This window comes from Acinetobacter sp. UC24323 (assembly GCF_024151445.1).
In the GTDB taxonomy this organism is placed as follows: Bacteria; Pseudomonadota; Gammaproteobacteria; order Pseudomonadales; family Moraxellaceae; genus Acinetobacter; species Acinetobacter baumannii.
The window spans coordinates 63,271-85,815 of record NZ_JAHIBY010000006.1; the positions used below are offsets into that span (position 1 = coordinate 63,271).

The window sequence follows — 22,545 nt, forward strand, 5'->3', positions numbered from 1 at the left end:
ATTCCGCCATATCTCTTTTCATCGGATTTACTTTACACCAAAAACAAAAAGCCGTCAGTGTACTGACGGCTTTCTTGATTGTTTTGGTTACCAAAATCTAACCAACACGATAGTTCGGAGCTTCTTTAGTAATCGTTACATCATGAACATGTGACTCAGACATGCCTGCTGAAGTAATTTTCACAAATTTCGCATTTTGGCGAAGATCTTCAATCACAGCTGAACCTGTATAACCCATCGATGAACGTAAACCACCCATCATTTGATGAACGATATTACCCATTGGGCCTTTATATGGAACGCGGCCTTCGATTCCTTCTGGTACTAACTTCTCAGCACCCGCTTTTGAATCTTGGAAATAACGGTCAGCAGAACCAGTTGCTCCCGCCATTGCACCTAATGAACCCATACCACGATATGCTTTGTAGTAACGACCTTGGAAAAACTCAACTTCGCCCGGCGCTTCTTCAGTACCTGCAAGTAATGAACCAACCATGATCGTACTTGCACCCGCACCGATCGCTTTAGCCATATCGCCAGAGAAGCGGATACCGCCATCTGCAATTAAAGGAATTTGATCTTTTAATGCACTAGCAACGCTGTCAATTGCAGAAATTTGTGGCATACCGATACCAGCCACAATACGTGTTGTACAGATAGAACCAGGACCAATACCCACTTTTACAGCATCTGCACCTGCATCTAATAATGCTAATGCAGCATCACCAGTTGCAATGTTGCCACCAATCACTTGTACTTGAGGGAAGTTTTGTTTCACCCAACGTACACGTTCAATTACACCAGCAGAGTGGCCATGTGCTGTATCAACAACAATGACGTCAACACCAGCTTCAACCAATGCTTCCACACGACTTGGTGTATCAGCACCTGTACCTACCGCAGCACCAACACGTAAACGACCAAGATCATCTTTACAACTGTTTGGATAACTCTCAGCTTTGCGGAAGTCAGTCACTGTAATTAAGCCTTTAAGTTCGTTGCTCTCGCCAACGACCAAGACTTTTTCAATACGGTGTTTTTGCAATAATGCTTGAATATTTTCTTTAGACTCGCCTTCACGTACAGTGACTAAACGATCTTGGCCTGTCATGATGTTGCTAACAGGTTGTTCTAAATTGGTTTCAAAACGCGTATCACGGCCTGTCACAATACCAACAACCTTGCCGTCTTTAACAACAGGTACACCACTAATGTTATTAGCAGAGGTAATTGCAATCAGTTCACGTACTGTAGTTTCAGGGCTTACAGTGATAGGGTCTTTCACCATACCCGCTTCGAATTTTTTCACACGGCGTACTTCTGCAGCTTGAGCAGCAATATCCATGTTTTTGTGCAAAATCCCGATACCACCATTTTGCGCCATTGCAATCGCCATACGTGACTCAGTCACTGTATCCATTGCAGCTGAAACTAATGGGATATTTAAATAAATGCCGCGAGTTAAACGTGTCTTTAGAGAGACATCTTTTGGGAGAACAGTAGAGTAGGCAGGAAGTAATAAGACATCATCGAAGGTTAGCGCTTCTTGAACGATGGTCAGCATAACAATCTCACTGGTAAATTCCGTGAGCTATTATAAACAAATTTCGATGCAATTTTCATATTATCTTTGCCTTTTTCAGCAATAGATATTCGCCTACTCTAAATATTTCCCACTTATTATTGTGTTAGCTTATATTTAACTCACCTGATCATAGTCGTGATCATTCTCTGAATCTGCCGGGCTAACTTGAATAAGAGGAATAAGCTGGTGCGCTAAACGAGCTTTATTACACTGCTCATCCGCAATCTGCACTTCTCTACAGGTAGAACTACGCACCGCATAGATGGAACAACCCACCTCTTTACCAATTTCACCCGTCAAAGCCTGACATCGGGGCTCAGGCTGATTAGTTCCACGCATACATGAATAGACAGGTGTCAAAGGTTCAACTAGATGTTCTTCCATTAACTCGGCCTCAGCCCAGTAAAATGAAACCCGAAAATGTGCACAACATGCCCCACAGCGTAGGCATTCATCTGGAGTCGCAACTTGAGATAACATTTTTATTCAAATTCTCGTCATCAAAAATTTTTCTGCGACGCGAAATCCTAAAAAAATTTCAAATTGGACTCAATATGTCGAATATTATTTTTTATGTTGGACAGCTAAAAATTTGTTCTGTCATTAAATCTACACCGCATGGCAATGTTTCAATCCAGTCTAAAAACTGATTAATCATCTCTTTACCAATAAATGGACTACCGTGCTGAGGGACAATCATTTCAATATCCATCTGACGAACCATGTTGCCCCATAAGCGAATGACTTTATTTGAACACATATAACGTTGATGAAAAGCTTTCATTTTCATCACATGGCTATCAAAATCTTTTAGAGGCTGACTTGCATCATCTACAATAGATGCTCCCATATCGCCCGAAAACAAAATTTTAGCCACGGGATCATAAAACTGAAAATTACCCACCGAATGTAGAAAATGCGCTGGAACGATTACAAGTTTCGATTCACCTAATTGAATCACTTGACCACGATCAGGCAGCTCAATCAGACGGTCTTCCCAATTCCCTTTCATACGCTCACTCATAAATGATGAATTTAAGTGAGGTAAAAAACGTGCCCATAATTTTGAGGCCACCACTTTAGCATCGGTATAGACTAACCAGCGGGGCATTGAGGTGATAATATCTGGATCCTGATGCGAAGCCATCACATAATCAAGATTTTTAAGGCGCGTATATTTATTAAGTTCCATTGTCAACGGAACATAGGTCAAATCACCACCCGGGTCGATCACGGCAGCACGCTCATGATCAATAATTAAAAATTGATTGGCTTGTATGCCTTCCCCTTTGACCAAACTGGTAAAACTAATACATTTGTGTACGCCATTATCAAATAATATCTGTGATGTTGTTTTTTCAAACCCCATAAAATTCCCCAAAAAAACTTTAAATATTAGATATTTTTATTTCCATAATAAAATAATGGGATTCAATAACTCATGCAATGAATTACTTTATTTTTCTCATAATATTTTAAAATTGATTTTGTTTTTCTTATTTTATAAATGAATCATAATGTTATTTAAAATTAAACTGCAATAAATTAAAATAATTCTCATTATCAAATTTACTTTTTGTGCTGTTTAGGCCTCCCATGACTCAACGCTTTGCTTTTTCAACTTCAAAAACTTTGTTAGCAGTTGCTATTTTTACTTCAATGACAACAAGTCATGCTGAAGAAACGGCAGAACAGCAAAATTCAACCAATGTGTTACCCACTATTTCTATTCAAGCACAAAAAGAAAACCCCACTTCTTATGTCGCAACAAAAGCAAATTCAGCTTTAAAATCAGATGCACCTCTATTTAAAACTGCTCAATCCGTTTCTGTCGTCACCCGTGAACAACTTGACCAAAAACAAGCAAGAACTTTAGCAGATGCACTTGAAGGTGTTGCAGGCGTAGAAGCTGGGAAACTTGGTCGCCGCGGTTGGGATGATTTCATTATCCGTGGGCAAACTTCTTCTGATTCGGTCTATGTCGATGGTTTAAGGGTAGGCCAAAATACTTATGTTGCCACCGAACTATCGGGCATGGATCAGGTACAAATTTTAAAAGGTCCTGCTTCTATTAATTTCGGTTTAGTTGCTCCAGGTGGTATGGTCAATTTAGTGACTAAAAGACCGGAAGCAGAAAGCTTTGCACGTGCTAGCATGACTTATGGTAGTTACAGCCTTAAAGAAGGAACATTCGATTTAAACTACAGCCCAAACAATAGCGAAAAAGGTGCTTTCCGTTTAAATGGACGTATCTCTGATCAAGATGATCCAACCGATTATGTTTATTTTAAAAATTTTTATATCTCGCCTTCTTATAATTTTGACCTCGGTGATAACACTGACCTCTCTGTAATCGCAAGCTATCAACACCGCGAATATATTCGTCAGCAAGGTTTACCTGTAATTGGTACATTAAAAGACAACCCTAATGGACCTATAGATCGTAGTTTATATATTGGCGATCCTAATTTCGGTAAATATGAGGCAGATGTTTATCGCACTGGTTATACGTTTAAACATACTTTTGATAATGGCTGGAACCTTAACCAGAATTTTGCCGTACAAAAAACTGAAATGGATGGCCAAGCAGTCTTTGCTCAAACTAAAAAGTTTTGGGCTGACTCAACTTACACAACAATAAATCGAGCAAATAACAGCCGTCACCAAATTATTGATAACCTAAGTTTCGCCATTGATAACCGTTTAAATAAACAATTTGATCTATATGGCATGCAACATGACGTTAATATTGGAGTTGATGCTTTTCAGGAAAAAAGTGATTACACCAATGATAAATATAATATTGGTAATTTAAATATCTATGACCCCGTTTATGGTCAAGCTGTGGAATTGACGGAAAATGTACGTAATATCAACCGTCTCAAATATCTAGGACTTTATTTACGTGACCGCATTCAGCTTAATGATCAATTACTTTTAAGCTTATCTGGTCGTCAAGACTGGGCACAAACTCAAACTAGAAGTTTGGTTAATAGCAATACGAGTAAACAATCAGATAATGCATTTACGGGCAGTGCTTCTGTCATGTATACCCTCAATGACATTGTGGCACCTTATGTGAGCTACGCTACTTCATTCACCCCAAATAGTGGTACTGATGTAAATAGCAACCCATTTAAGCCAGAAAAAGGAAAGCAGGTTGAGGTCGGGATGAAACTACAAAGTCCCGATCAACGAATTCAAGGTGCTATCGCTTGGTATGATTTAAAACGTCAGAATGTTGTAGTTAATGATTCAGTAAATCCAAATGAAAAAGTACAACGTGGTGAACAGTTAACTCGCGGTATTGAAACTGAACTTAGTGCAGTAATTTTAGAAGGTTTAAAATTAACGGCTGCATATACCTACACAATTGATGCAGAAATTAGTAAAGATGCAAATGCAAGCAATGTAGGGAAAGCGCTCGACAATATTCCTGAACACGCTTATAGCTTGTCAGCTCGTTACAAATTTGACCCTGCCTCAAAACTTGGTTGGTATATCGGCGGTGGATTCCGAGGTGAAACCTATAAAACTATGGATAAGCTAGATGTCCATATTCCAGGCTATACCGTATTTGATACAGAAGCTGGTTATAATGCTGAGCATTGGGGTGCTCAACTTGCGATCCGTAATCTATTTGATAAAGATTACTATGCGGGAGCTCTCAACGAAAATTTGGTAACTCTCGGCAATCCACGCCAAATTAACTTTACTGTGAAATTTAACTATTAAAATTACCTATAGAAAAAACGCACTCCATTCGAGTGCGTTTTTTTGGCAGCTTAAAATGCATTAGAAGAAATAATGCTGTACGAGCGTAGAAACACCTACAATGAAGAAAATAGCAGCGCCAATTTTATGAATGAGCGCAATAGACAAACGTTCAGCCAACTTATTGCCAATAAATACAGCAGGTGCATTGGCAATCATCATTCCTAAAGTTGTGCCTAACATTACCCAGAAAATGCTGTCATAACGTGCAGCTAAAGCGACTGTTGCAATTTGGGTCTTATCACCAATTTCCGCCAAGAAAAACAAAATAAAAGTTGCGCCAAAAACACCAAACTTTTGCCATTTATTAATACTCGCTGTTTCATCATCAAGCTCATCCGGAATAAGCATCCAGAACGCCATACCAATGAAACCAACCGCAAGTACCCAGACTAAGATTTCAGGGCTTAAAACCGTTGTAATCCACTGCCCAAGCACAGCAGAAATACCATGGTTAATTAAAGTTGCTAAAAGAATCGCGATTAAAATAGGGATTGGCTTACGAAAACGTGCAGATAATAAAAGTGCCAACAATTGAGTTTTATCGCCCATTTCAGCGAGGGCAACAATCGAGGTAGAAATCAGAAATTCTTGCATGTCGGTTCTCTGGCTAGCATAAATGCCTATGACCTACCCCTCCTGCTAGCCAAATATCATAAAATGATTGCAGAGTGGTAAATCAAAGGTCTTGCCAACTCAGGAACGATGAGACGTTTAAGCTATGATGACCATGTTCTGTTGAACAATTATGTTGACCATCACCTATTCACATTTGCTGTGAATAGCGGCTACTCCCCAATGAAGTATGGGCTTATTATATTCGACTAAATCTATTTTTCAAATATTCAGGCAAAAAATTTTACCCATGTCCACACGAATAAACGGGCTATTCCTAACAGCACTGCAAAACAAGCACTTATACTGATAAAACCAATATGGCTGCTACTTGTTCCAGTTTGATATTCAAGGGGTAAAATCAGAGTAGCGACAAACACTTCAATCCCCATGACAACATAAGTCATCCACTCCCAAGGGAAGTGCAAAATACTGACCCATATTCCCATCAATAAAAATACAACCAACAACAAGGGCAACATAATTTTCAGAAAACCCAACATTTACTATTTCTCCTTTACGTAATAACGAGAAATGTCTCCTCACTCTCGATAAGTCCTGCTTAATCTGTAGATTAACCTAAAATTAAGTCAAATAGACATTAAAACAAAACCCCGCCGAAGCGAGGTTTTAGTATGTTCTTTCAAAGCATTAGATTAATAAAGTACGAATATCTTTAAGAAGTTTCGTAAGTTTATTTGTAAAGCGCGCTGCATCCGCACCATTAATTACACGGTGATCATAAGACAATGACAACGGCAACATTAAGCGTGGATCAAAGTCTTTACCATTCCATACAGGCTGCATCGTTGCAGGTGAAATACCCAAAATTGCAACTTGTGGCCAGTTAACTAGTGGCGTAAATGCTGTACCGCCAATTGAGCCCAAGCTTGTGATCGTGAAGTTAGCACCTTGTAAATCTTTCGGTGTTAATTTCTTATCACGCGCTTTTTTACTCAACTCACCTAATTCAACAGCAATTTGCTTAATTGATTTTTGGTCAGGATTACGTAGTACAGGTACTGTCAAACCATCTGGAGTCGCAACCGCAATACCCATATGGATTTCATTACGGAGCAATACAGATTTCTGATCATCTGCTAAGTGACCCGCGAAATAAGGCTCTTCTTTCAACAAGTGTGCTACTACTTTTGCAATAAATGCCAAAATTGTTAGGCTCACACCTTGTTTCTTAAAGCCGTCTTTCAACTCACCACGCCAAGCTTCTAGCTCAGTAATATCCGCAAGGTCAAACTGAGTTACTTGTGGAATGTAGTTATTTAAAGACAACTGCGGTACAGAAACTTGCTGTAAACGCGTCATTGGTTTCACTTCACCGCCACCAAAAGCAGTAAAGTCAGGTAATGACGGCAATCCAGCCGGAGCAGCAGTAGCTTGAGCCACTGGTGCAGCTTGCGGCGCAGTTAAACGGCTCTTCACATAAGCAAAGATATCTTCTTTAACAACACGGCCATGCTCACCAGAAGTTTTAACTTGTGACAAGATCACACCAAGTTCACGAGCCAGCTTACGAACAGCAGGACCAGCATACACTTTAGCGTTTTCTGCTTCTTGCTCTTTCGTTAACTTATCAGTACCAGATGTAGGTGCCGCAGGTGCAGACTGAGTTGCAACAGGAGCGGCTGCTTTAGGTGCTGCTGCCTGAGGAGCTGGGGCTGCTTCTGCTTTTGCCGCTGGTGCAGCAGCAGGTGCTTGGCCTTCAGCTTCAATTGTTGCAAGCAATACACCTTGTGAAACTTGTTGGCCTGCTTGCAAGTGAATTGCTTTTACAACACCAGCAACGGTACTTGGAACTTCCACAGTTGCTTTATCTGACTCAACAACAACAAGGCTTTGGTCTACATCAACTTTATCGCCAACTTGAACCAAGATTTCAGCAACAACAGCTTTGTCTACACCCAAGTCAGGAACATTGATATCAACTGAACCAGACTGAGCTGGAACCGCTGCCACAGTTTCTTGCTTTGCAGCAACCGGTTCTGCTACCGCAGCTGGAGCTGGTGTAGTAGCAGGAGCTTCTGCTTGCGCATTAGATGCAGCTGCTGTTTTCACTTGAATAAGAACAACACCTTCTTTAACGGTATCGCCTTCTTTTACTTGAATACTTTCTACAGTACCAGCAACACTACTTGGAACTTCTACAGTCGCTTTATCTGACTCTACAACCACAATACTTTGTTCAACATCGATCTGGTCACCCACTTTAACGAGGATTTCACCAACCAATGCTTTTTCAACACCGATGTCAGGTACAGTCACTTCAACAGTTGCAGTTGATGTAGCAGCAGAAGGTTGAGCTGAAGCTTGAGTTTGTTGCGCAGGTGCTGGAGCAGCTGGCTTTTCAGCCGCAGGAGCTGGTGTTGGTTCCGGAGCTGCTTGTGCCGCACCTTCTGCTTCGATCTCAATCAAAGCAACACCTTCAGTCACATCATCACCTTGATTAATCAAGATACTTTTTACGACACCTGCTGAAGTGCTAGGCACTTCAACAGTTGCTTTATCAGACTCAAGCACAACGATACTGTCGTCAACTTCAACACGGTCGCCAACTTTTACTAAAATTTCAGCGACGTTTGCTTTATCTACACCAATATCAGGGGTCTTAATTTGCATGCTTAGTTCCCCTCACCTGTTTGCGTTTCATTGTATTCAGCAACTGGCTGAACTTCCGGATGTGCTTGCGGCGCCCATGCAACCGGACGGTCAGTATCTAGCTCAAAGTTAGAAATTGCATCTTTCACTAAACGTGCGTCTACTTCACCTTCGTCAGCTAATTTTTTCAAGGTAGCAACAACGATGTGCGCAGCATCAACACCAAAGAAACTACGTAAGTTCGCACGTGTATCTGAACGGCCGTAACCATCTGTACCCAATGCAACAAATGGGCGACCATCTGGAAGATAAGCACGGATTTGTTCACTATAAGCACGCATATGGTCGGTCGCAGAAACTACGATACCTTCCGTACCACGTAATTGTTTAGATACCCAAGATTCTTTAACTTCTTCAGCAAGTGGGTGTAGGCGGTTGTATTCTTCACATGCCATACCATCACGTGCCAATTCATTGAAGCTTGTTACACTCCAAACGTTTGAATGGATTTGGTATTCATCACGTAAGATTTTCGCAGCTTTAATCACTTCGCGAAGGATTACACCTGAACCAAGTAACTGAACAGTTGCTTTTTCATCTTTCTCGAATAAATACATACCACGTTTAATGCCTTCTTCAACGCCTTCTGGCATTGCAGGATGCTCGTAGTTTTCATTCATTACCGTTAAGTAATAGAACACACGCTCTTGGTTCACATACATACGTTGTAAACCGTCATGTACGATGACAGCCAACTCATAACCAAAACATGGGTCATAAGATACGCAGTTTGGAATCGTGTTCGCCAAGATGTGAGAATGACCGTCTTGGTGCTGCAAGCCTTCACCGTTCAATGTTGTACGGCCAGCAGTCGCACCTAACAAGAAACCTTGAGCTTGTGCGTCACCCGCAGCCCATGCAATATCACCAATACGTTGGAAACCAAACATTGAGTAGTACATGTACATTGGAATCATTGGCAAGTTATTGGTTGAATAACTTGTCGCTAACGCAGCCCATGCACTCATCGCACCTGCTTCGTTAATCCCTTCTTGTAACATGTGACCGTCTTTTGCTTCACGGTAATGCATTAACTGCTCTTGGTCTTCCGGTGTATATTTTTGACCGTGAGCGGCATAAATACCAAGCTGACGGAACATACCCTCTAAACCAAAAGTACGTGCTTCATCCGGAACGATTGGCACTACGCGGTCTTTAATTGCTTTTTCTTTAAGTAAAGCAGCAATTAAACGAACCATCACCATAGTGGTTGATTGCTCTTTGCCCCCCGAACCTTTCAACACTGCATCAAATACAGATAAATCAGGAATCGCTAAAGATTCACTCTCACGACGACGTGCAGGTAAGTAACCACCTAACGCTTCACGACGCGCTTTCATATATTTCATTTCTGGAGAGTTTTCACTTGGGCGATAGAATGGAAGCTCTTCTAATTGCTCATCTGTGAATGGAAGGTTGAAACGGTCACGTACATATCTTAAAGAGTCGATTTGCATCTTTTTGATTTGGTGAGTTTTGTTCACCGCTTCAATTTCTTCAGACAAACCGTAACCTTTAATGGTTTTCGCCAAGATTACTGTTGGTTGACCTTTTGCTTTCATCGCTTCTGCATATGCAGCAAAAACCTTGTAAGGGTCATGACCACCACGGTTAAGATTATCGATATCTTCATCGCTTAAATCTTTTACAAGTTCCGCAGCTTCAGGGTATTTACCAAAGAATTTTTCGCGTGTATATGCGCCGCCTTTTACCTGATAGCGCTGATAGTCGCCATCAACAGCTTCTTCCATACGTGCTTTTAATGCGCCACTTGTGTCTTTAGCTAGTAATGGATCCCAATGACGCCCCCATACTACTTTAATGACACGCCAGCCTGCGCCACGGAAGATTGATTCAAGTTCTTGAATAATTTTACCGTTACCACGTACAGGACCATCTAGACGCTGTAAGTTACAGTTAACTACCCAAATTAAGTTATCAAGCTTCTCACGACCAGCAAGTGAGATCGCGCCTAAGCTTTCTGGCTCATCCATCTCGCCATCGCCGAGATATGCCCAAACTTTACGATCTTCTTCTTTGATCAAGCCACGGTTCATCAAATATTTTTGAATGTGCGCTTGATAAATCGACATGATTGGACCAAGACCCATTGATACAGTTGGGAATTGCCAATAGTCAGGCATTAAATATGGATGTGGATAGCTGGGTAAACCGTTACCGCCAACTTCACGGCGGAAATTACTTAACTGTTCTTCAGTTAAACGTCCTTCAAGGAATGAACGTGCATAAATACCAGGAGCACAGTGTCCTTGGTAATAAATCATATCTCCGCCAAAGTTATCACTGTTAGCGCGGAAGAAATGGTTAAAACCTACGTCATATAATGTTGCACTTGATGCGAAGCTCGCCAAGTGACCACCTAAATCATCACCTGTTTTATTCGCGCGAAGTACCATTGCTAAGGCATTCCAACGAATCAATGCACGAATACGGCGTTCCATATCTTGGTCGCCTGGCATTGCAGGTTGCTCTTCAACAGAAATTGTATTTAAGTAAGGTGTATTGAGACGTTGAATTGGAACATGCTTAGCAATTGCTTGTTGGTAAAGTTTTTCCAACAAGAAAGCCGCTCGCTCAGTTCCCATGTGTTGTAAAACTGAATCGAATGCATCTTGCCATTCTTGGGTTTCTTGTGCGTCGGAGTCACCGTAAAACGCCATAATTCACCTGTTCCTTGTTCTCTAATCTACTTTGTATTTTTACCACGTTTTACCCCTTTCAAGTTATTGCCACGGGTGAATGTGGGGGGGGCCTATTATTTTCTGAATGAATAGTCATTGACCGAGCAGTAAACAAAATAACAAAAAAACGCCAATAAAGGCGTTTTTTTATACAATCATTACGTTAAAAAAGGTTTAAGTTAATTTCAAATTCATAAATTTAATAACCTTGACCTTGGAGGCAATGTAATTAAGGCAACATTGCCAAGTAAGTTGATGGATTCTTACGTTGACCATCTTTAACTACTTCGTAATGTAAATGTGGACCAGTACAGCGGCCTGTACAACCAACATTAGCAATATGGTCACCAGCAGAAACCTGATCACCTACTCGAACCATTAAGCGTGAAGCATGCGCGTAACGTGTTAAATAACCATTACCATGGTTAATTTCAACATATTGGCCATAACCTGTGCCCCAGCCTGATTTAGTCACAATACCCGGGCCAGTCGCATAGATTGGCGTACCACTTGGTGCAGCCATATCTAAACCACCATGATGCTCTGCACGACCACCCATGGTACGACCACCAAAGTTAGAAGAAACACGTACTGTATCAGGAAGAGGATGAGAAACTAACCAAGAATAAGGATTTGAAGAAGAGGTTTTAAATGAGTTTTTAGCTGTCGTTGTGCCGTATTTCTTTGCCAGTGAATCATTGTTGAGTTCAACTGTTTTCTCACGTAAAGTCACTGAAACTTTTGCACTCGCCGGAAGATCTAAATCATCAGGATGAGTATATGAGCCTTGAGATAGTGTTTTTGATAACTGTTCCAATCGATCTGAATCAGTAGATTGGTTAATATTTTGATAATCTGCAAAAGCAACCGATGCTGCCGAAGCGGCAAGTGAAAACGCTAATAAAATACGACGCGTGTGCATAAAAACCTCTTGAAACTGTTCTTACTCAAGTTCCTTATGATCTCTTCCTTGATATCGGTTGAAATGAACGCTTAAGATTAGGACAAGAAACCATTTGAGAATGATCAATGTCTAAACCCGATAACGTTTTTCAACAAACCGGAAAACACATAAAAACAGGAAACCTTACGTTTCTAACAACGCAAGTCGCGCAATGGCAAAGACTTACGAAAATAATCCAACCCTTATTGCCCCAACCGGAACAATGGCAAGTCGTGTGTTATCAAAATGGCTCTTTAATTATTACTGGTGAAAATCAGGCAATGATTAGTCAACTCAGCTATTTACAGAGCCAATATGTATCTAAATTATCTCAACTTGAAGGATTAAAAGACTTACAAAGAATTCAAGTTCGCTTAAGAAATAAAACTATTCCTGTAACGACCTCATCTGAGCCTTCTAAATCCATCCCCCCGGAAACACAAGAAATGTTACGTAGTGCCGCCGACTTCGTGAGCGACCCTAAGCTTAGCCAAGCTTTACTACGTTTGGCAAGCAATAAAAAATGATGAGCTTTCTATTTCTTAATTAGAATCGTTCTTAATATGTGATAAAAATCACACTTACCAATGTTACATTATAACATAGCCAAATAAAGACAATGACTTATGTCACACTCACGTATGGAATTGGACAGTCTTTCTCGTCATCAAATGTTACAATTTCATAATTACTCGGATCGCTTTGAACATTGCGTAATAGCTGATTATTTAAGGCATGTCCTGATTTATAGCCATCAAACTTGGCAATAATTTGATGACCAAGTAAATACAAATCACCAACTGCATCTAAAATTTTGTGACGAACAAACTCATCGGCAAAGCGTAAACCTTCTTCGTTCACCACACCCGTATCATCTACGCCAATTGCATTATCTAGACTTGCTCCTAAAGCTAAATTATTTGCTTTGAGATAATCCAAGTCTTTCATAAAACCAAAAGTTCGTGCCTCACTGACCTCATACACAAACGTTTCAGTAGAAAAATCGATGGTTGCAGACTGATACTCTTTGGCAAATGCAGGATGATCAAAATCAATCGTAAAGTTAAGCTGAAAGCCATTATGCGGGCTGAATATTGCTTTTTTATCATCAATTAAAGCCTCAACTGGCTTTAATATTTTTATAAATTTCTTAGGAGCATCTTGTTCACGCAGGCCACCTTGCATGAGCAAATAAATAAATGGACCAGCACTACCATCCATAATTGGAACTTCAGAAGCAGACACTTCCACAATTAAGTTATCGATTCCTAAACCTGCAATCGCACTCATCACATGTTCGATTGTCCCGACTTTAATATCGCCAGTAACAAGATTTGAACACATAAATGCTTCTTGAATCAGCAATGCATTAGCAGGAATATCGACAGGTGGATCCAAATCGATACGGCGAAATACAATACCTCCATCCACGGTATGTGGAATGAAATTGATCATCACTTTTTGACCGCTATGAAGACCTATTCCACTCGCTTTTACCACACGATTGAGAGTACGCTGTTTCACCATGCTTTGTAACTTCTTTTTTAAAACCGCTATACGTTAGCATATTTAGTCATTGATCAAAAATAAAAAAAGGCAGTGTTTATACACTGCCTTTCAATAGATTGTACGCTAAATTACTTACGTTGCTGATTTTTCAAGTAATCTTGAATACTCATTGGCGAAGAACGCGGTGTTGAACTTGGCGCATTATTCACGTCATTTTCAGCATTTTGGCGTTTATTAATTGCAGGAACGTCATCTTCATCTACAGATTGTGCAGATTGAGTTGATGTATGGCTAACTGTATTACGCTTTCTTGGCTCTGCATCAGCTGCATTACGTGTTAAACCAGTTGCAATCACAGTTACGCGTAATTCATCACGCGCATCTGGGTCAAATACTGTACCGTAGAAGATTTCACCTTCATCGAGGTCAACAATCTGGTTAACAACGTCAGTAATGATTTCTGTTTCACGTAATGTGATGTCATCGCCACCAGTAATGTTAATTAATACGCCTTTCGCATTAATAATATTCACATTATCAAGCAATGGGCTACGGATAGCTTGTTCAGCTGCTTGACGCGCACGGTCTTCACCACGGCCCAAACCAGCACCCATCATTGCGTAACCACGAGTACTCATTGCAGTTTTCAAGTCCGCGAAGTCAAGGTTAATGTGACCACGGTTAACTACAAGGTCAAAGATACTACGTACAGCGTTTAACAATACGTCATCTGCCTTCTTATAGGCATCTTTCATTGAAATATCACCATAAACGCTTAATAAACGTTGGTTAGGAATAATAATCAATGAATCAACATGAGCTTCAAGCGCTTCAATACCACGCTCAGCAGACTTTTGACGACGACGGCCTTCAAAGTTAAATGGAGTTGTTACAACACCAACAGTCAAAATCCCCATTTCTTTAGCAACTTCGGCAACAACCGGAGCTGCACCAGTACCTGTACCACCACCCATACCAGCGGTTACAAACACCATGTCAGTCCCTTCAAGGTGCTGACGAATAATTTCACGGCTTTCTTCTGCTGCTACCTGGCCTACTTCAGGGTTAGCACCTGCACCTAGACCGCGTGTACTTTGCTCACCTAACTGAATTTTGAAAGGGGCATTCATACAGTCAAGTGCTTGTTTATCTGTATTAGCACAAACGAATTTAACACCCTGAATATCAGACTGTACCATGTGCTGAACGGCATTACCGCCACCGCCACCTACACCAAATACAGTGAAACGGGCTTGACCGTTGCCATCGTTTAGTTCATCTTCTATAAATTCAAATGAGGCCATGACCTTTAGGGTTCCTAATACATTATGGCAGTCACTTCAGCCCGTATACTGCCTTGATTTTCAAAAATAACTAATTTTAAGAATGCTGTGCAATACCAACCTTGTCAAGTACAGTGGTTTTCTCTTACAACTTCCTAACAATTCTACCAATAAATACATACATCCTAAAAAATGGCTTTAAGTTTGCTATTAAAAGCATTCCAGCCATTCACCATTCGTTCCCATACCGAACGGTCATTTCCCTCTTCAGGCTCCTCAACAGCTTCTTGTAATTCACTTTGGCTAAACATAAGTAAACCAGCTGCTGTTGCATACATTGAGCGGCGTAATGCAGCTTGATGCTGATCATCAGCATACACCTGTAATGGCGGATTACCTAGATGGGCAGACACACCTAACATACGACGCGCCAAACTTACCATACCTTCAATCTGGCAAGCATCACCAGTCAATACAACACCATGATATAGACCATGGATTGCACCGCTTTGTTCGAGTTCTTCGCGAATCTGGCTGAAAATCTCTTCATAACGAGCAATAATAATTTCCGCTAACTCAATTCGGCTAATCGTTTGCGGACCATCAATACCCTGTACTTGAATCATATGGTCAGGCTTAACAGCACTTAGATCAACGCAGCCATGCAGAATCTTAATACGTTCAGCTTCTTCAGTGGTTGTTTGTAACACGGCAGCAATATCACGTGTCACATGCTCACCTCCACGCTGTAAGGTGCGTGCTAAAGCCAAACGGCCATCTAAATAAACTGCTAGATTGGTAATACCTGCACCAATATCGACAAGACAGACACCATATTCTTTTTCATCTTTAAGCAAACTTGCCTCAGCCGTAGCCAAGCAAGAAACCACCATTTTCTCAACTCCAATGTTCGCGCCTTTCATGGCACGATCAAGGTTTTGCATAGTGGCAATCGGCATCATCATAAGCTGATAATGACCAGTCATGCTGTGAGCGGTCATATTGATTGGGTTTTGAACCCATTCAGATGAGTCGCCTAATTCAAATCCTAATGGGACTGCACTCGCTAGATAATAGTCAGAAGTCACATGGCTTGCTTTTGCCAACTCTAATGCACGTACAACTTCATTGGTTGTAATCACATGTGCCGGGTTAGCAACAGGTGTGCGTCCAGAAGCATAGAAACTTTGTAGCTCGGTACTCGGAATAGATACCCACGCACTATGAATGCGACATTCGGCCATATTTTCCGCTTCAGCAACAGCGTTTTTAATCGCAGCAATGACTTTATCGAGACTTACAATTTTTCCTTTGTTCATGCCTCGATTGCGAGCAGTTGCCATACCGATAACCTGAATGTTATCCGGCGCATGAATTTTTCCAATCAAAACTGAAACTTTATGCGTCCCAATGTCAATCGCAACAACTGAGGGAACAGCTTCACTCATCACTCATACCATTTCTTTGTTGTCTAATACCAGGCAAATTGCCTATTTTAAAGCCACGTATTATGGCTTTGCTTTTGTACCACCTGCAATGCTTGTGTCATCACTCGTTACAACAAACTGACCATTCACGATTTTAGGTGGGGTTGCATTCTTCCATTGAATAGATAATCCATTACGATATCGCAAATCAATGGCTGAGATTTTCGTCCACACAGGTTTTAGGTCAGATTGTGCCAAGTGACTTAAACGTTGCAATTTATTCATTGTTTGATCTTGGTCAACAATAATTCGTAAACCAGAGTCAAACTGCATAAACCAAGTCATTCGCTCTGTTAGATATAACTCTTTTAAACGCAAATTAACAGGATGGAATAACTGATTAATTTCATTATAGCGTCGCATCATCATTTTAGACTGACTCACCGGACCGTGTAGTAACGGAAGCTCAGGATGAAGTCTCGGCTCTGCTTCACTAAATACATCGCCACCATCGCTCAATAAGCGACCTGTTCCCCAACGGGCGATAGCATGTCGAGGCATAACACGAACGCGAATACCATTGGGCCAGGCACGAGATACGACGACTCGGTCTACCCATGAAATTTCTAATGCTTTATCACGAATCTGCTCTAAATCAGATGTAAAGTAGTTATCTTTTACAATCGGCTGCACATATCGCATCACTTGCTGAGTCTCAACTGGAGTCGTTGAACCTACAACTTCAAGTTTTGCAACAGTTGCATCAGTAATAACTTTATATAGTCCGTAAATTCCGACCGCCAAGACTAAAAAGGCAATAACCAGCAACACCCATCCGCCGGCATTGGCAAGTTTTTGCTTGCGCGTAGGCGGTTTTTCATGAATGGAGGTAATTGCCGCACGTTTACGGCGCATGGATGCCGGAAGTTGTGCCATATTTAAGCCGTACCTTCCAATGTTTGCTCAAGAATTGCAACACACAATTCATCAAAGCTATAACCTACTGCTTTAGCAGCCTTTGGTACAAGCGAATGACTGGTCATGCCTGGCACAGTATTTACTTCTAAAAGCCAGAAATTACCTTGCTCATCCTGCATTGCATCAATACGTCCCCAGCCTTCTGCACCTACGGCTTGGAAAGCGCGTAAACATAGAGCTTGTAGTTTTTTCTCTTCAGTTTCGCTAAGACCACAAGGAATGCCATACTCAACATCATTACGTTGATATTTTGCTTCATAGTCATAGAAAGCAACATCTGCTGGTGGCTGCAAACGAATAACTGGTAGAGGCTGACCATTTAAGAATGAAATCGTAAATTCGCGTCCTGTAATCCACTTTTCTGCCATAACTACAGCATCGTGCTGAGTTGCCTTTTCAATTGCTGCCGCAAAATCTTCAGCTTTCTCAACCTTACTCATGCCTACACTTGAACCTTCATGTACAGGCTTGATAATGACAGGCAACCCCAATTCAGCAATCACTGAATCCAAGTCAGTTTCTTTAGTAATAATGCGATACGGTGCGGTTGGTAAATCACTACCTTGCCAGATTTGCTTGGTTTTGACTTTATCCATACCAATGGCAGAACCTTGTACACCCGTTCCTGTATAAGGGATGTTCAACCACTCAAGCACACCTTGGATTTGACCGTCTTCGCCACCACGACCATGCAATACAATAAATGCACGGTCATAGTTTACAAGTTCAGTCACGCTACGGTCTTGCGGATCAAATGCCTCAGCCTGAACACCTGAACGTAACAAGGCGTCCAAAACTGCCTGACCACTATCTAAAGACACAGCACGCTCAGCCGATTTCCCACCAAGTAACACGGCAACTTTGCCGAATTTTGTAGCATTTGACACGTTTAAATCCTTAACCCGATAATTCAATACTTTTTGTTTATTTCACATACAAATGGTGCTGTGCAAGTTCTACTGAAATTGCTCCCACGTTACCTGCACCTTGCGTTAATAACAAGTCATTTGGTTGTAACACATTTTGCATGATGTTTTGCAAATTACCTTCAACCGGATCAATCAAAATCGGTTCAACCTGACCACGCAAGCGAATACTACGCGCCAAAGTACGGCTATCTGCACCAACAATTGGTTTTTCCCCAGCCGGATAAACTTCTAGTAATAATAATTGGTCGACTTGAGATAAAACTTCAATAAAGTCATCAAAACAATCACGAGTACGAGAGTAACGGTGTGGTTGGAAAAGCATAACTAAACGACGATCAGGATGGCTCTGACGAGCAGCTTTAATCGTAGCTTCCACTTCTTTAGGATGGTGTCCATAGTCATCGACTAATTTTACATTCCCTTCACCAAGTTCAAATTCACCTTGTACTTGGAAGCGACGTCCAACACCACTAAAACCTTTTAATGCACGGCTAATTGCTTCATCCGAAACGCCTTCATCAGTTGCAACACCAATTGCAGCCAAAGCATTTAAAACGTTATGTAAACCCGGTTGATTAATGGTTAGACGTAACGGCTCACGTCCTTTACGTAATACCGTAAAGTGCGAACGCATACCATCTTGCTCTACATCAATCGCACGGATGTCATTATCTTCATTAAAACCATAAGTAATAACCGGACGGCCTACACGTGGCAAAATCTCGCGGATGTTCGCATCATCACCACAAACCACAGCCAAGCCGTAGAATGGTAAGTTATGAAGGAACTGTACGAAGGTATCTTTTAATTTATCGAAACTGCCTTCATAGGTATCCATATGGTCAGCATCGATATTGGTTACAATCGCTGCCATTGGCTGTAAATAAAGGAAAGATGCGTCCGATTCGTCAGCTTCAGCAACAATAAAGCGGCTTTCACCAAGCGCTGCATTTACGCCTGTACTGTTAAGTAAACCACCGATCACATAAGTTGGGTCGAGGTTTTCTTCCGCCAACATTGTTGTTAATAAACTGGTGGTTGTAGTTTTACCATGTGTACCTGCCACAGCAATACCATGACGGTAACGCATAAGTTCACCGAGCATTTCTGCACGACGTACAATCGGAATACGTTGTTCAATGGCAGCTTTAACTTCCGGATTTTCCGGGTCAATTGCTGTTGACACGACAAGCACATTTGCATTTTTAATATTTTCTGCTTCGTGTCCGATATAGACCTTAATGCCATTTTCTTCTAATTGTTGTGTGGTTTTTGAGGCCTTAATATCTGAACCGGAAATTTTATATCCTTGGTTAGCTAACACCTCAGCAATACCACACATACCTGCACCGCCAATTCCCACAAAATGAATGTGTTTGATACGGCGCATTTCAGGCACTTTAATCAGTTTTTTTGCTTGGTTCGCAGCTGTTGTTGGAGACATAGTAAATCCGATTACATTTTTTGGATAAGATCAACCACATGCTGAGTTGCATTTGGTTGGGCATGTTGACGCGCTTTCACTGCCATTTCTGTAAGTAATTGGCGATTCATCAGCGTAGTAAACAATTGATTTAAAACTTCTGGTGTCATAGTCGATTGCTGGCAAATTTTTGCAGCACCGACATCAGCCAGAAATTTGGCATTTGCAGTTTGGTGGTCATCCACCGCAATAGGAAGCGGTACAAAAACTGCTGCAACACCAGCTGTTGCTACTTCTGTCACAGTTAAAGCGCCAGCACGGCAAATAATCAGGTCTGCTTCGCTATAAGCTTTCGCCATATCTTCAATAAACGGCAAAACCTGTACGGTCAAATTTGCTGGCGCATCTGCGTACAAAGCTTGAGTTGCTTCAACCTGTTGCTGACCACATTGATGGAAAATATTCAGTGGAACTTCAAGTTGTTTTAATGCCGGAGGTAAGCGTTCATTCAGTGCTTTTGCACCTAAAGATCCGCCCACAATTAAAATATTTAACGGCTTACCCGCTTGCTCGCGTTCATCATAGCGCCACTTTGGACTTAAGATATCAGTGATTTCACGACGTACCGGATTGCCGGTTGTTACTACTTTTTCGCTAGCAGGAAATGTATTTGGAAACGCTTCACATACCACTTTAGCAACACGGGATAACTGTGCATTGGTAAATCCTGCAACCGCATTTTGCTCATGGATGAGAACAGGAATACCTAATAAACGCGCTGCTAGCCCACCCGGGCCTGCCACATATCCCCCAAAGCCTGCAACAGCATCCACTTTAAGCTGTTTCATATAGCGCATTGCACTAAAAGTTGCTTTTAAAATTTTAAAAGGTGCAGCAAGTTTACGGATCACTCCGTTTCCACGCACACCTTGAATATCAATTTGATAAATTGGAATATTTTGATCTTTTAATAAACGATTTTCCATACCTGTTGGCGTGGCTAACCATGAAACTTGACAACCTTGTTGTTGAAGTTGTTTGGCTACGGCGAGGGCTGGAAAAACATGTCCACCAGTACCGGCAGCCATCATCATGACATGTTTAGGTTTGCTTTGCTGTGAATCGGTCACGGTCTAATTCTTCAACTCAAAAAACAATGGAAATTGTCATCTATTTTTGTAGCCGTTTATTTTAATCCTAAAGCTTCATTAACGAAAAGCGAATTTCACTCGTTTATAACAGAAAGATGTGCTTTTTTGAAAATATGCCTACAAAGCGCTAGCGTATTTCATATTGTGATTTTATTAATTCATATATTTTCGGGTGATTTCCAATAATAAGCTTAGGAAACCACCCGAACTAGACCCTTATGCTGGACGACCGGCTTCTAATACATCAAATAGGTCATCGGCAATTGATGTACCAAATTGCGCATCAATTTCACGAATACAGGTTGGACTTGTCACATTAATTTCAGTGACATAATTCCCAATTACATCAAGACCTACAAATACCAAACCTTTTTCACGTAAGAAAGGACCAACTTTAGCAGCAATGAGTTTGTCATTTTCTGTGAGTGGACGCGCTTGACCTAAGCCACCAGCTGCCAAGTTACCGCGTACTTCACCATTTTGCGGAATACGTGCCAGACAGTAAGGAATAGGCTCGCCATTTACCATTAAAATTCGTTTATCCCCTTCTACAATTTCAGGAATATAACGCTGAGCCATAATTGGGCGGGTGCCTAATTCTGTAAGCATTTCTAAGGTAGAACCAATATTTACACCGTCTTGGTATAAACGGAAAATACCCATACCACCCATACCATCAAGTGGCTTAACGATCACATCACCGTGCTCGGTAATAAATTCGCGAATCAAGCTCTGCTGCGATGTTACTAGTGTCGGCACCTGTAATTCAGGAAATTGCGTAGCAAACAATTTTTCATTGCAGTCACGCAGTGATTGAGGCTTATTAATAATCCATGAACCTTCACGCTCAGCTTGTTCGAGCACGTAAGTTGTGTAGACAAAGTTCATGTCAAAAGGCGGATCTTTACGCATGAGTACAACATCATAAGCCGCGATTGATTCTTTTTTCTTTTCGCCTAACTCATAATAATGGTTGTAATCTTCGAAAACTTTTAACGGAGAGATGAGACCGTAAGCCTTACCTTGATCGATATATAAATCTTGTTGTAATGCATAACCTAACTCATGTCCACGACGGCTCGCCGCCCACAACATTGCCATGGTTGAATCCTTTTTCAGATTTACGGTTTCAATCGGATCCATGACGACAAGTACACGCATGCTCAAGCTCTTCTTAAAATTTAAATTAGCATGAGTATAGCTGAGATTTTTCACTCGTTTTTCTTAATTTTAGTAAAACCTTATCCGTTATTTCTTTATCTTGAATTAAGGTAAATTCAGTTAAACTACTCCCATAAAATATTATTTTTAAAGGCTAAAGATGAAACTTTATCGCTATTTAACCGGACCTGATGACTCTGCTTTTTGTGCACGAGTGACTAAAGCACTTAATCATGGTTGGGAGCTCTATGAAGCACCTACTATGACTTTTAATGGCTCTCAAGTCATTGTAGGCCAAGCGATTTGCAAAACAATTGACGAAAATTATGATCCAGAAATGGATATTTTAGATGTTCTCAAAAATAACACGTAATTCCAGAAGGGTGCTTTTA

Annotated in this window: 19 protein-coding genes and 1 riboswitch; of the genes, 3 read left to right on the top strand and 16 right to left on the bottom strand. The window is 41.1% G+C overall.

From position 1 onward, the window contains the following. Positions 1 to 97: 97 nt before the first annotated feature. From guaB to KNQ97_RS09665, 3 genes are all read right to left on the bottom strand, one after another. The gene (guaB, locus tag KNQ97_RS09655; RefSeq protein ID WP_000956023.1) at positions 98 to 1,564 is read right to left on the bottom strand and encodes an IMP dehydrogenase; all 1,467 of its coding nucleotides are present in this window, start codon (positions 1,562 to 1,564) and stop codon (positions 98 to 100) included. A gap of 135 nt (positions 1,565 to 1,699) precedes the next feature. Then, a complete protein-coding gene (locus KNQ97_RS09660; protein ID WP_000952249.1) occupies positions 1,700 to 2,065 on the bottom strand; it encodes a YkgJ family cysteine cluster protein in 366 nt (121 codons plus the stop codon). A gap of 91 nt (positions 2,066 to 2,156) precedes the next feature. Continuing rightward, entirely contained in the window at positions 2,157 to 2,954 is a 798-nt protein-coding gene (locus tag KNQ97_RS09665) for an MBL fold metallo-hydrolase (protein WP_253612157.1), read from the bottom strand. A gap of 227 nt (positions 2,955 to 3,181) precedes the next feature. Between KNQ97_RS09665 and KNQ97_RS09670 the strand changes: the two genes are divergently transcribed. Continuing rightward, positions 3,182 to 5,320: a TonB-dependent siderophore receptor gene (locus KNQ97_RS09670; protein WP_253612158.1), complete on the top strand. Its 2,139-nt coding sequence runs from the start codon at positions 3,182 to 3,184 to the stop codon at positions 5,318 to 5,320. Positions 5,321 to 5,380: 60 nt separating this feature from the next. On the opposite strand, the gene KNQ97_RS09675 is transcribed toward KNQ97_RS09670, so the two are convergent. The 5 genes from KNQ97_RS09675 to KNQ97_RS09695 all read right to left on the bottom strand — a co-directional run bounded on the left by KNQ97_RS09675 (position 5,381) and on the right by KNQ97_RS09695 (position 12,271). After that, positions 5,381 to 5,956 carry a TMEM165/GDT1 family protein gene (locus KNQ97_RS09675; protein ID WP_001154984.1) on the bottom strand — a complete coding sequence of 192 codons (576 nt, stop codon included), beginning with the start codon at positions 5,954 to 5,956 and terminating at the stop codon, positions 5,381 to 5,383. Positions 5,957 to 5,971: 15 nt separating this feature from the next. Further along, positions 5,972 to 6,168, bottom strand: a riboswitch (yybP-ykoY riboswitch). Positions 6,169 to 6,204: 36 nt separating this feature from the next. Next, positions 6,205 to 6,477 (bottom strand): hypothetical protein, encoded by a 273-nt coding sequence (locus tag KNQ97_RS09680; protein WP_000900285.1) that lies wholly within the window; start codon positions 6,475 to 6,477, stop codon positions 6,205 to 6,207. A 148-nt stretch (positions 6,478 to 6,625) separates the two neighbouring features. Next, complete coding sequence (locus tag KNQ97_RS09685) at positions 6,626 to 8,608, bottom strand: 2-oxo acid dehydrogenase subunit E2 (protein ID WP_253612159.1); 1,983 nt, start codon at positions 8,606 to 8,608, stop codon at positions 6,626 to 6,628. 2 nt (positions 8,609 to 8,610) lie between these two features. Then, positions 8,611 to 11,328, bottom strand: coding sequence for a pyruvate dehydrogenase (acetyl-transferring), homodimeric type (aceE, locus tag KNQ97_RS09690; RefSeq protein WP_000896433.1), 2,718 nt, complete (start codon positions 11,326 to 11,328; stop codon positions 8,611 to 8,613). Positions 11,329 to 11,578: 250 nt separating this feature from the next. Continuing rightward, complete coding sequence (locus tag KNQ97_RS09695) at positions 11,579 to 12,271, bottom strand: M23 family metallopeptidase (protein ID WP_000557460.1); 693 nt, start codon at positions 12,269 to 12,271, stop codon at positions 11,579 to 11,581. Positions 12,272 to 12,378: 107 nt separating this feature from the next. Here KNQ97_RS09695 and KNQ97_RS09700 point away from each other — a divergent pair, with 107 nt between their 5' ends. Beyond that, the gene (locus KNQ97_RS09700; protein ID WP_000042455.1) at positions 12,379 to 12,819 is read left to right on the top strand and encodes a DciA family protein; all 441 of its coding nucleotides are present in this window, start codon (positions 12,379 to 12,381) and stop codon (positions 12,817 to 12,819) included. 97 nt (positions 12,820 to 12,916) lie between these two features. On the opposite strand, the gene lpxC is transcribed toward KNQ97_RS09700, so the two are convergent. From lpxC to gshB, 8 genes are all read right to left on the bottom strand, one after another. After that, positions 12,917 to 13,819 (bottom strand): UDP-3-O-acyl-N-acetylglucosamine deacetylase, encoded by a 903-nt coding sequence (gene lpxC / locus KNQ97_RS09705; protein ID WP_000240700.1) that lies wholly within the window; start codon positions 13,817 to 13,819, stop codon positions 12,917 to 12,919. Between the two features lie 110 nt (positions 13,820 to 13,929). Continuing rightward, positions 13,930 to 15,105, bottom strand: a complete 1,176-nt coding sequence (gene ftsZ, locus KNQ97_RS09710) for a cell division protein FtsZ (protein WP_000135734.1) — start codon at positions 15,103 to 15,105, stop codon at positions 13,930 to 13,932. Between the two features lie 164 nt (positions 15,106 to 15,269). Then, positions 15,270 to 16,532 carry a cell division protein FtsA gene (gene ftsA, locus KNQ97_RS09715; RefSeq protein ID WP_001287630.1) on the bottom strand — a complete coding sequence of 421 codons (1,263 nt, stop codon included), beginning with the start codon at positions 16,530 to 16,532 and terminating at the stop codon, positions 15,270 to 15,272. Positions 16,533 to 16,592: 60 nt separating this feature from the next. Beyond that, the gene (locus KNQ97_RS09720; RefSeq protein WP_000057904.1) at positions 16,593 to 17,447 is read right to left on the bottom strand and encodes a cell division protein FtsQ/DivIB; all 855 of its coding nucleotides are present in this window, start codon (positions 17,445 to 17,447) and stop codon (positions 16,593 to 16,595) included. A 2-nt stretch (positions 17,448 to 17,449) separates the two neighbouring features. Next, entirely contained in the window at positions 17,450 to 18,376 is a 927-nt protein-coding gene (locus tag KNQ97_RS09725; RefSeq protein WP_000063661.1) for a D-alanine--D-alanine ligase, read from the bottom strand. Positions 18,377 to 18,413: 37 nt separating this feature from the next. Then, a complete protein-coding gene (murC, locus tag KNQ97_RS09730; RefSeq protein WP_000075472.1) occupies positions 18,414 to 19,862 on the bottom strand; it encodes a UDP-N-acetylmuramate--L-alanine ligase in 1,449 nt (482 codons plus the stop codon). A gap of 11 nt (positions 19,863 to 19,873) precedes the next feature. Then, on the bottom strand, positions 19,874 to 20,971 hold the full coding sequence (gene murG, locus KNQ97_RS09735; RefSeq protein ID WP_000132435.1) for an undecaprenyldiphospho-muramoylpentapeptide beta-N-acetylglucosaminyltransferase: 1,098 nt from the start codon (positions 20,969 to 20,971) through the stop codon (positions 19,874 to 19,876). Positions 20,972 to 21,208: 237 nt separating this feature from the next. Next, positions 21,209 to 22,153, bottom strand: a complete 945-nt coding sequence (gene gshB, locus KNQ97_RS09740) for a glutathione synthase (RefSeq protein ID WP_001265491.1) — start codon at positions 22,151 to 22,153, stop codon at positions 21,209 to 21,211. A gap of 160 nt (positions 22,154 to 22,313) precedes the next feature. On the opposite strand from gshB, the gene KNQ97_RS09745 reads away from it, so the two are divergent. Beyond that, entirely contained in the window at positions 22,314 to 22,526 is a 213-nt protein-coding gene (locus KNQ97_RS09745) for a DUF1737 domain-containing protein (RefSeq protein ID WP_032050638.1), read from the top strand. Positions 22,527 to 22,545: the final 19 nt, after the last annotated feature.

Bases quoted from the DNA above. Each gene is read 5' to 3' on its own strand.
- guaB (WP_000956023.1), bottom strand. From the start codon at position 1,564: ATGCTGACCATCGTTCAAGAAGCGCTAACCTTCGATGATGTCTTATTA.
- KNQ97_RS09660 (WP_000952249.1), bottom strand. From the start codon at position 2,065: ATGTTATCTCAAGTTGCGACTCCAGATGAATGCCTACGCTGTGGGGCA.
- KNQ97_RS09665 (WP_253612157.1), bottom strand. From the start codon at position 2,954: ATGGGGTTTGAAAAAACAACATCACAGATATTATTTGATAATGGCGTA.
- KNQ97_RS09670 (WP_253612158.1), top strand. From the start codon at position 3,182: ATGACTCAACGCTTTGCTTTTTCAACTTCAAAAACTTTGTTAGCAGTT.
- KNQ97_RS09675 (WP_001154984.1), bottom strand. From the start codon at position 5,956: ATGCAAGAATTTCTGATTTCTACCTCGATTGTTGCCCTCGCTGAAATG.
- KNQ97_RS09680 (WP_000900285.1), bottom strand. From the start codon at position 6,477: ATGTTGGGTTTTCTGAAAATTATGTTGCCCTTGTTGTTGGTTGTATTT.
- KNQ97_RS09685 (WP_253612159.1), bottom strand. From the start codon at position 8,608: ATGCAAATTAAGACCCCTGATATTGGTGTAGATAAAGCAAACGTCGCT.
- aceE (WP_000896433.1), bottom strand. From the start codon at position 11,328: ATGGCGTTTTACGGTGACTCCGACGCACAAGAAACCCAAGAATGGCAA.
- KNQ97_RS09695 (WP_000557460.1), bottom strand. From the start codon at position 12,271: ATGCACACGCGTCGTATTTTATTAGCGTTTTCACTTGCCGCTTCGGCA.
- KNQ97_RS09700 (WP_000042455.1), top strand. From the start codon at position 12,379: ATGTCTAAACCCGATAACGTTTTTCAACAAACCGGAAAACACATAAAA.
- lpxC (WP_000240700.1), bottom strand. From the start codon at position 13,819: ATGGTGAAACAGCGTACTCTCAATCGTGTGGTAAAAGCGAGTGGAATA.
- ftsZ (WP_000135734.1), bottom strand. From the start codon at position 15,105: ATGGCCTCATTTGAATTTATAGAAGATGAACTAAACGATGGCAACGGT.
- ftsA (WP_001287630.1), bottom strand. From the start codon at position 16,532: ATGAGTGAAGCTGTTCCCTCAGTTGTTGCGATTGACATTGGGACGCAT.
- KNQ97_RS09720 (WP_000057904.1), bottom strand. From the start codon at position 17,447: ATGGCACAACTTCCGGCATCCATGCGCCGTAAACGTGCGGCAATTACC.
- murC (WP_000075472.1), bottom strand. From the start codon at position 19,862: ATGTCTCCAACAACAGCTGCGAACCAAGCAAAAAAACTGATTAAAGTG.
- gshB (WP_001265491.1), bottom strand. From the start codon at position 22,153: ATGCGTGTACTTGTCGTCATGGATCCGATTGAAACCGTAAATCTGAAA.
- KNQ97_RS09745 (WP_032050638.1), top strand. From the start codon at position 22,314: ATGAAACTTTATCGCTATTTAACCGGACCTGATGACTCTGCTTTTTGT.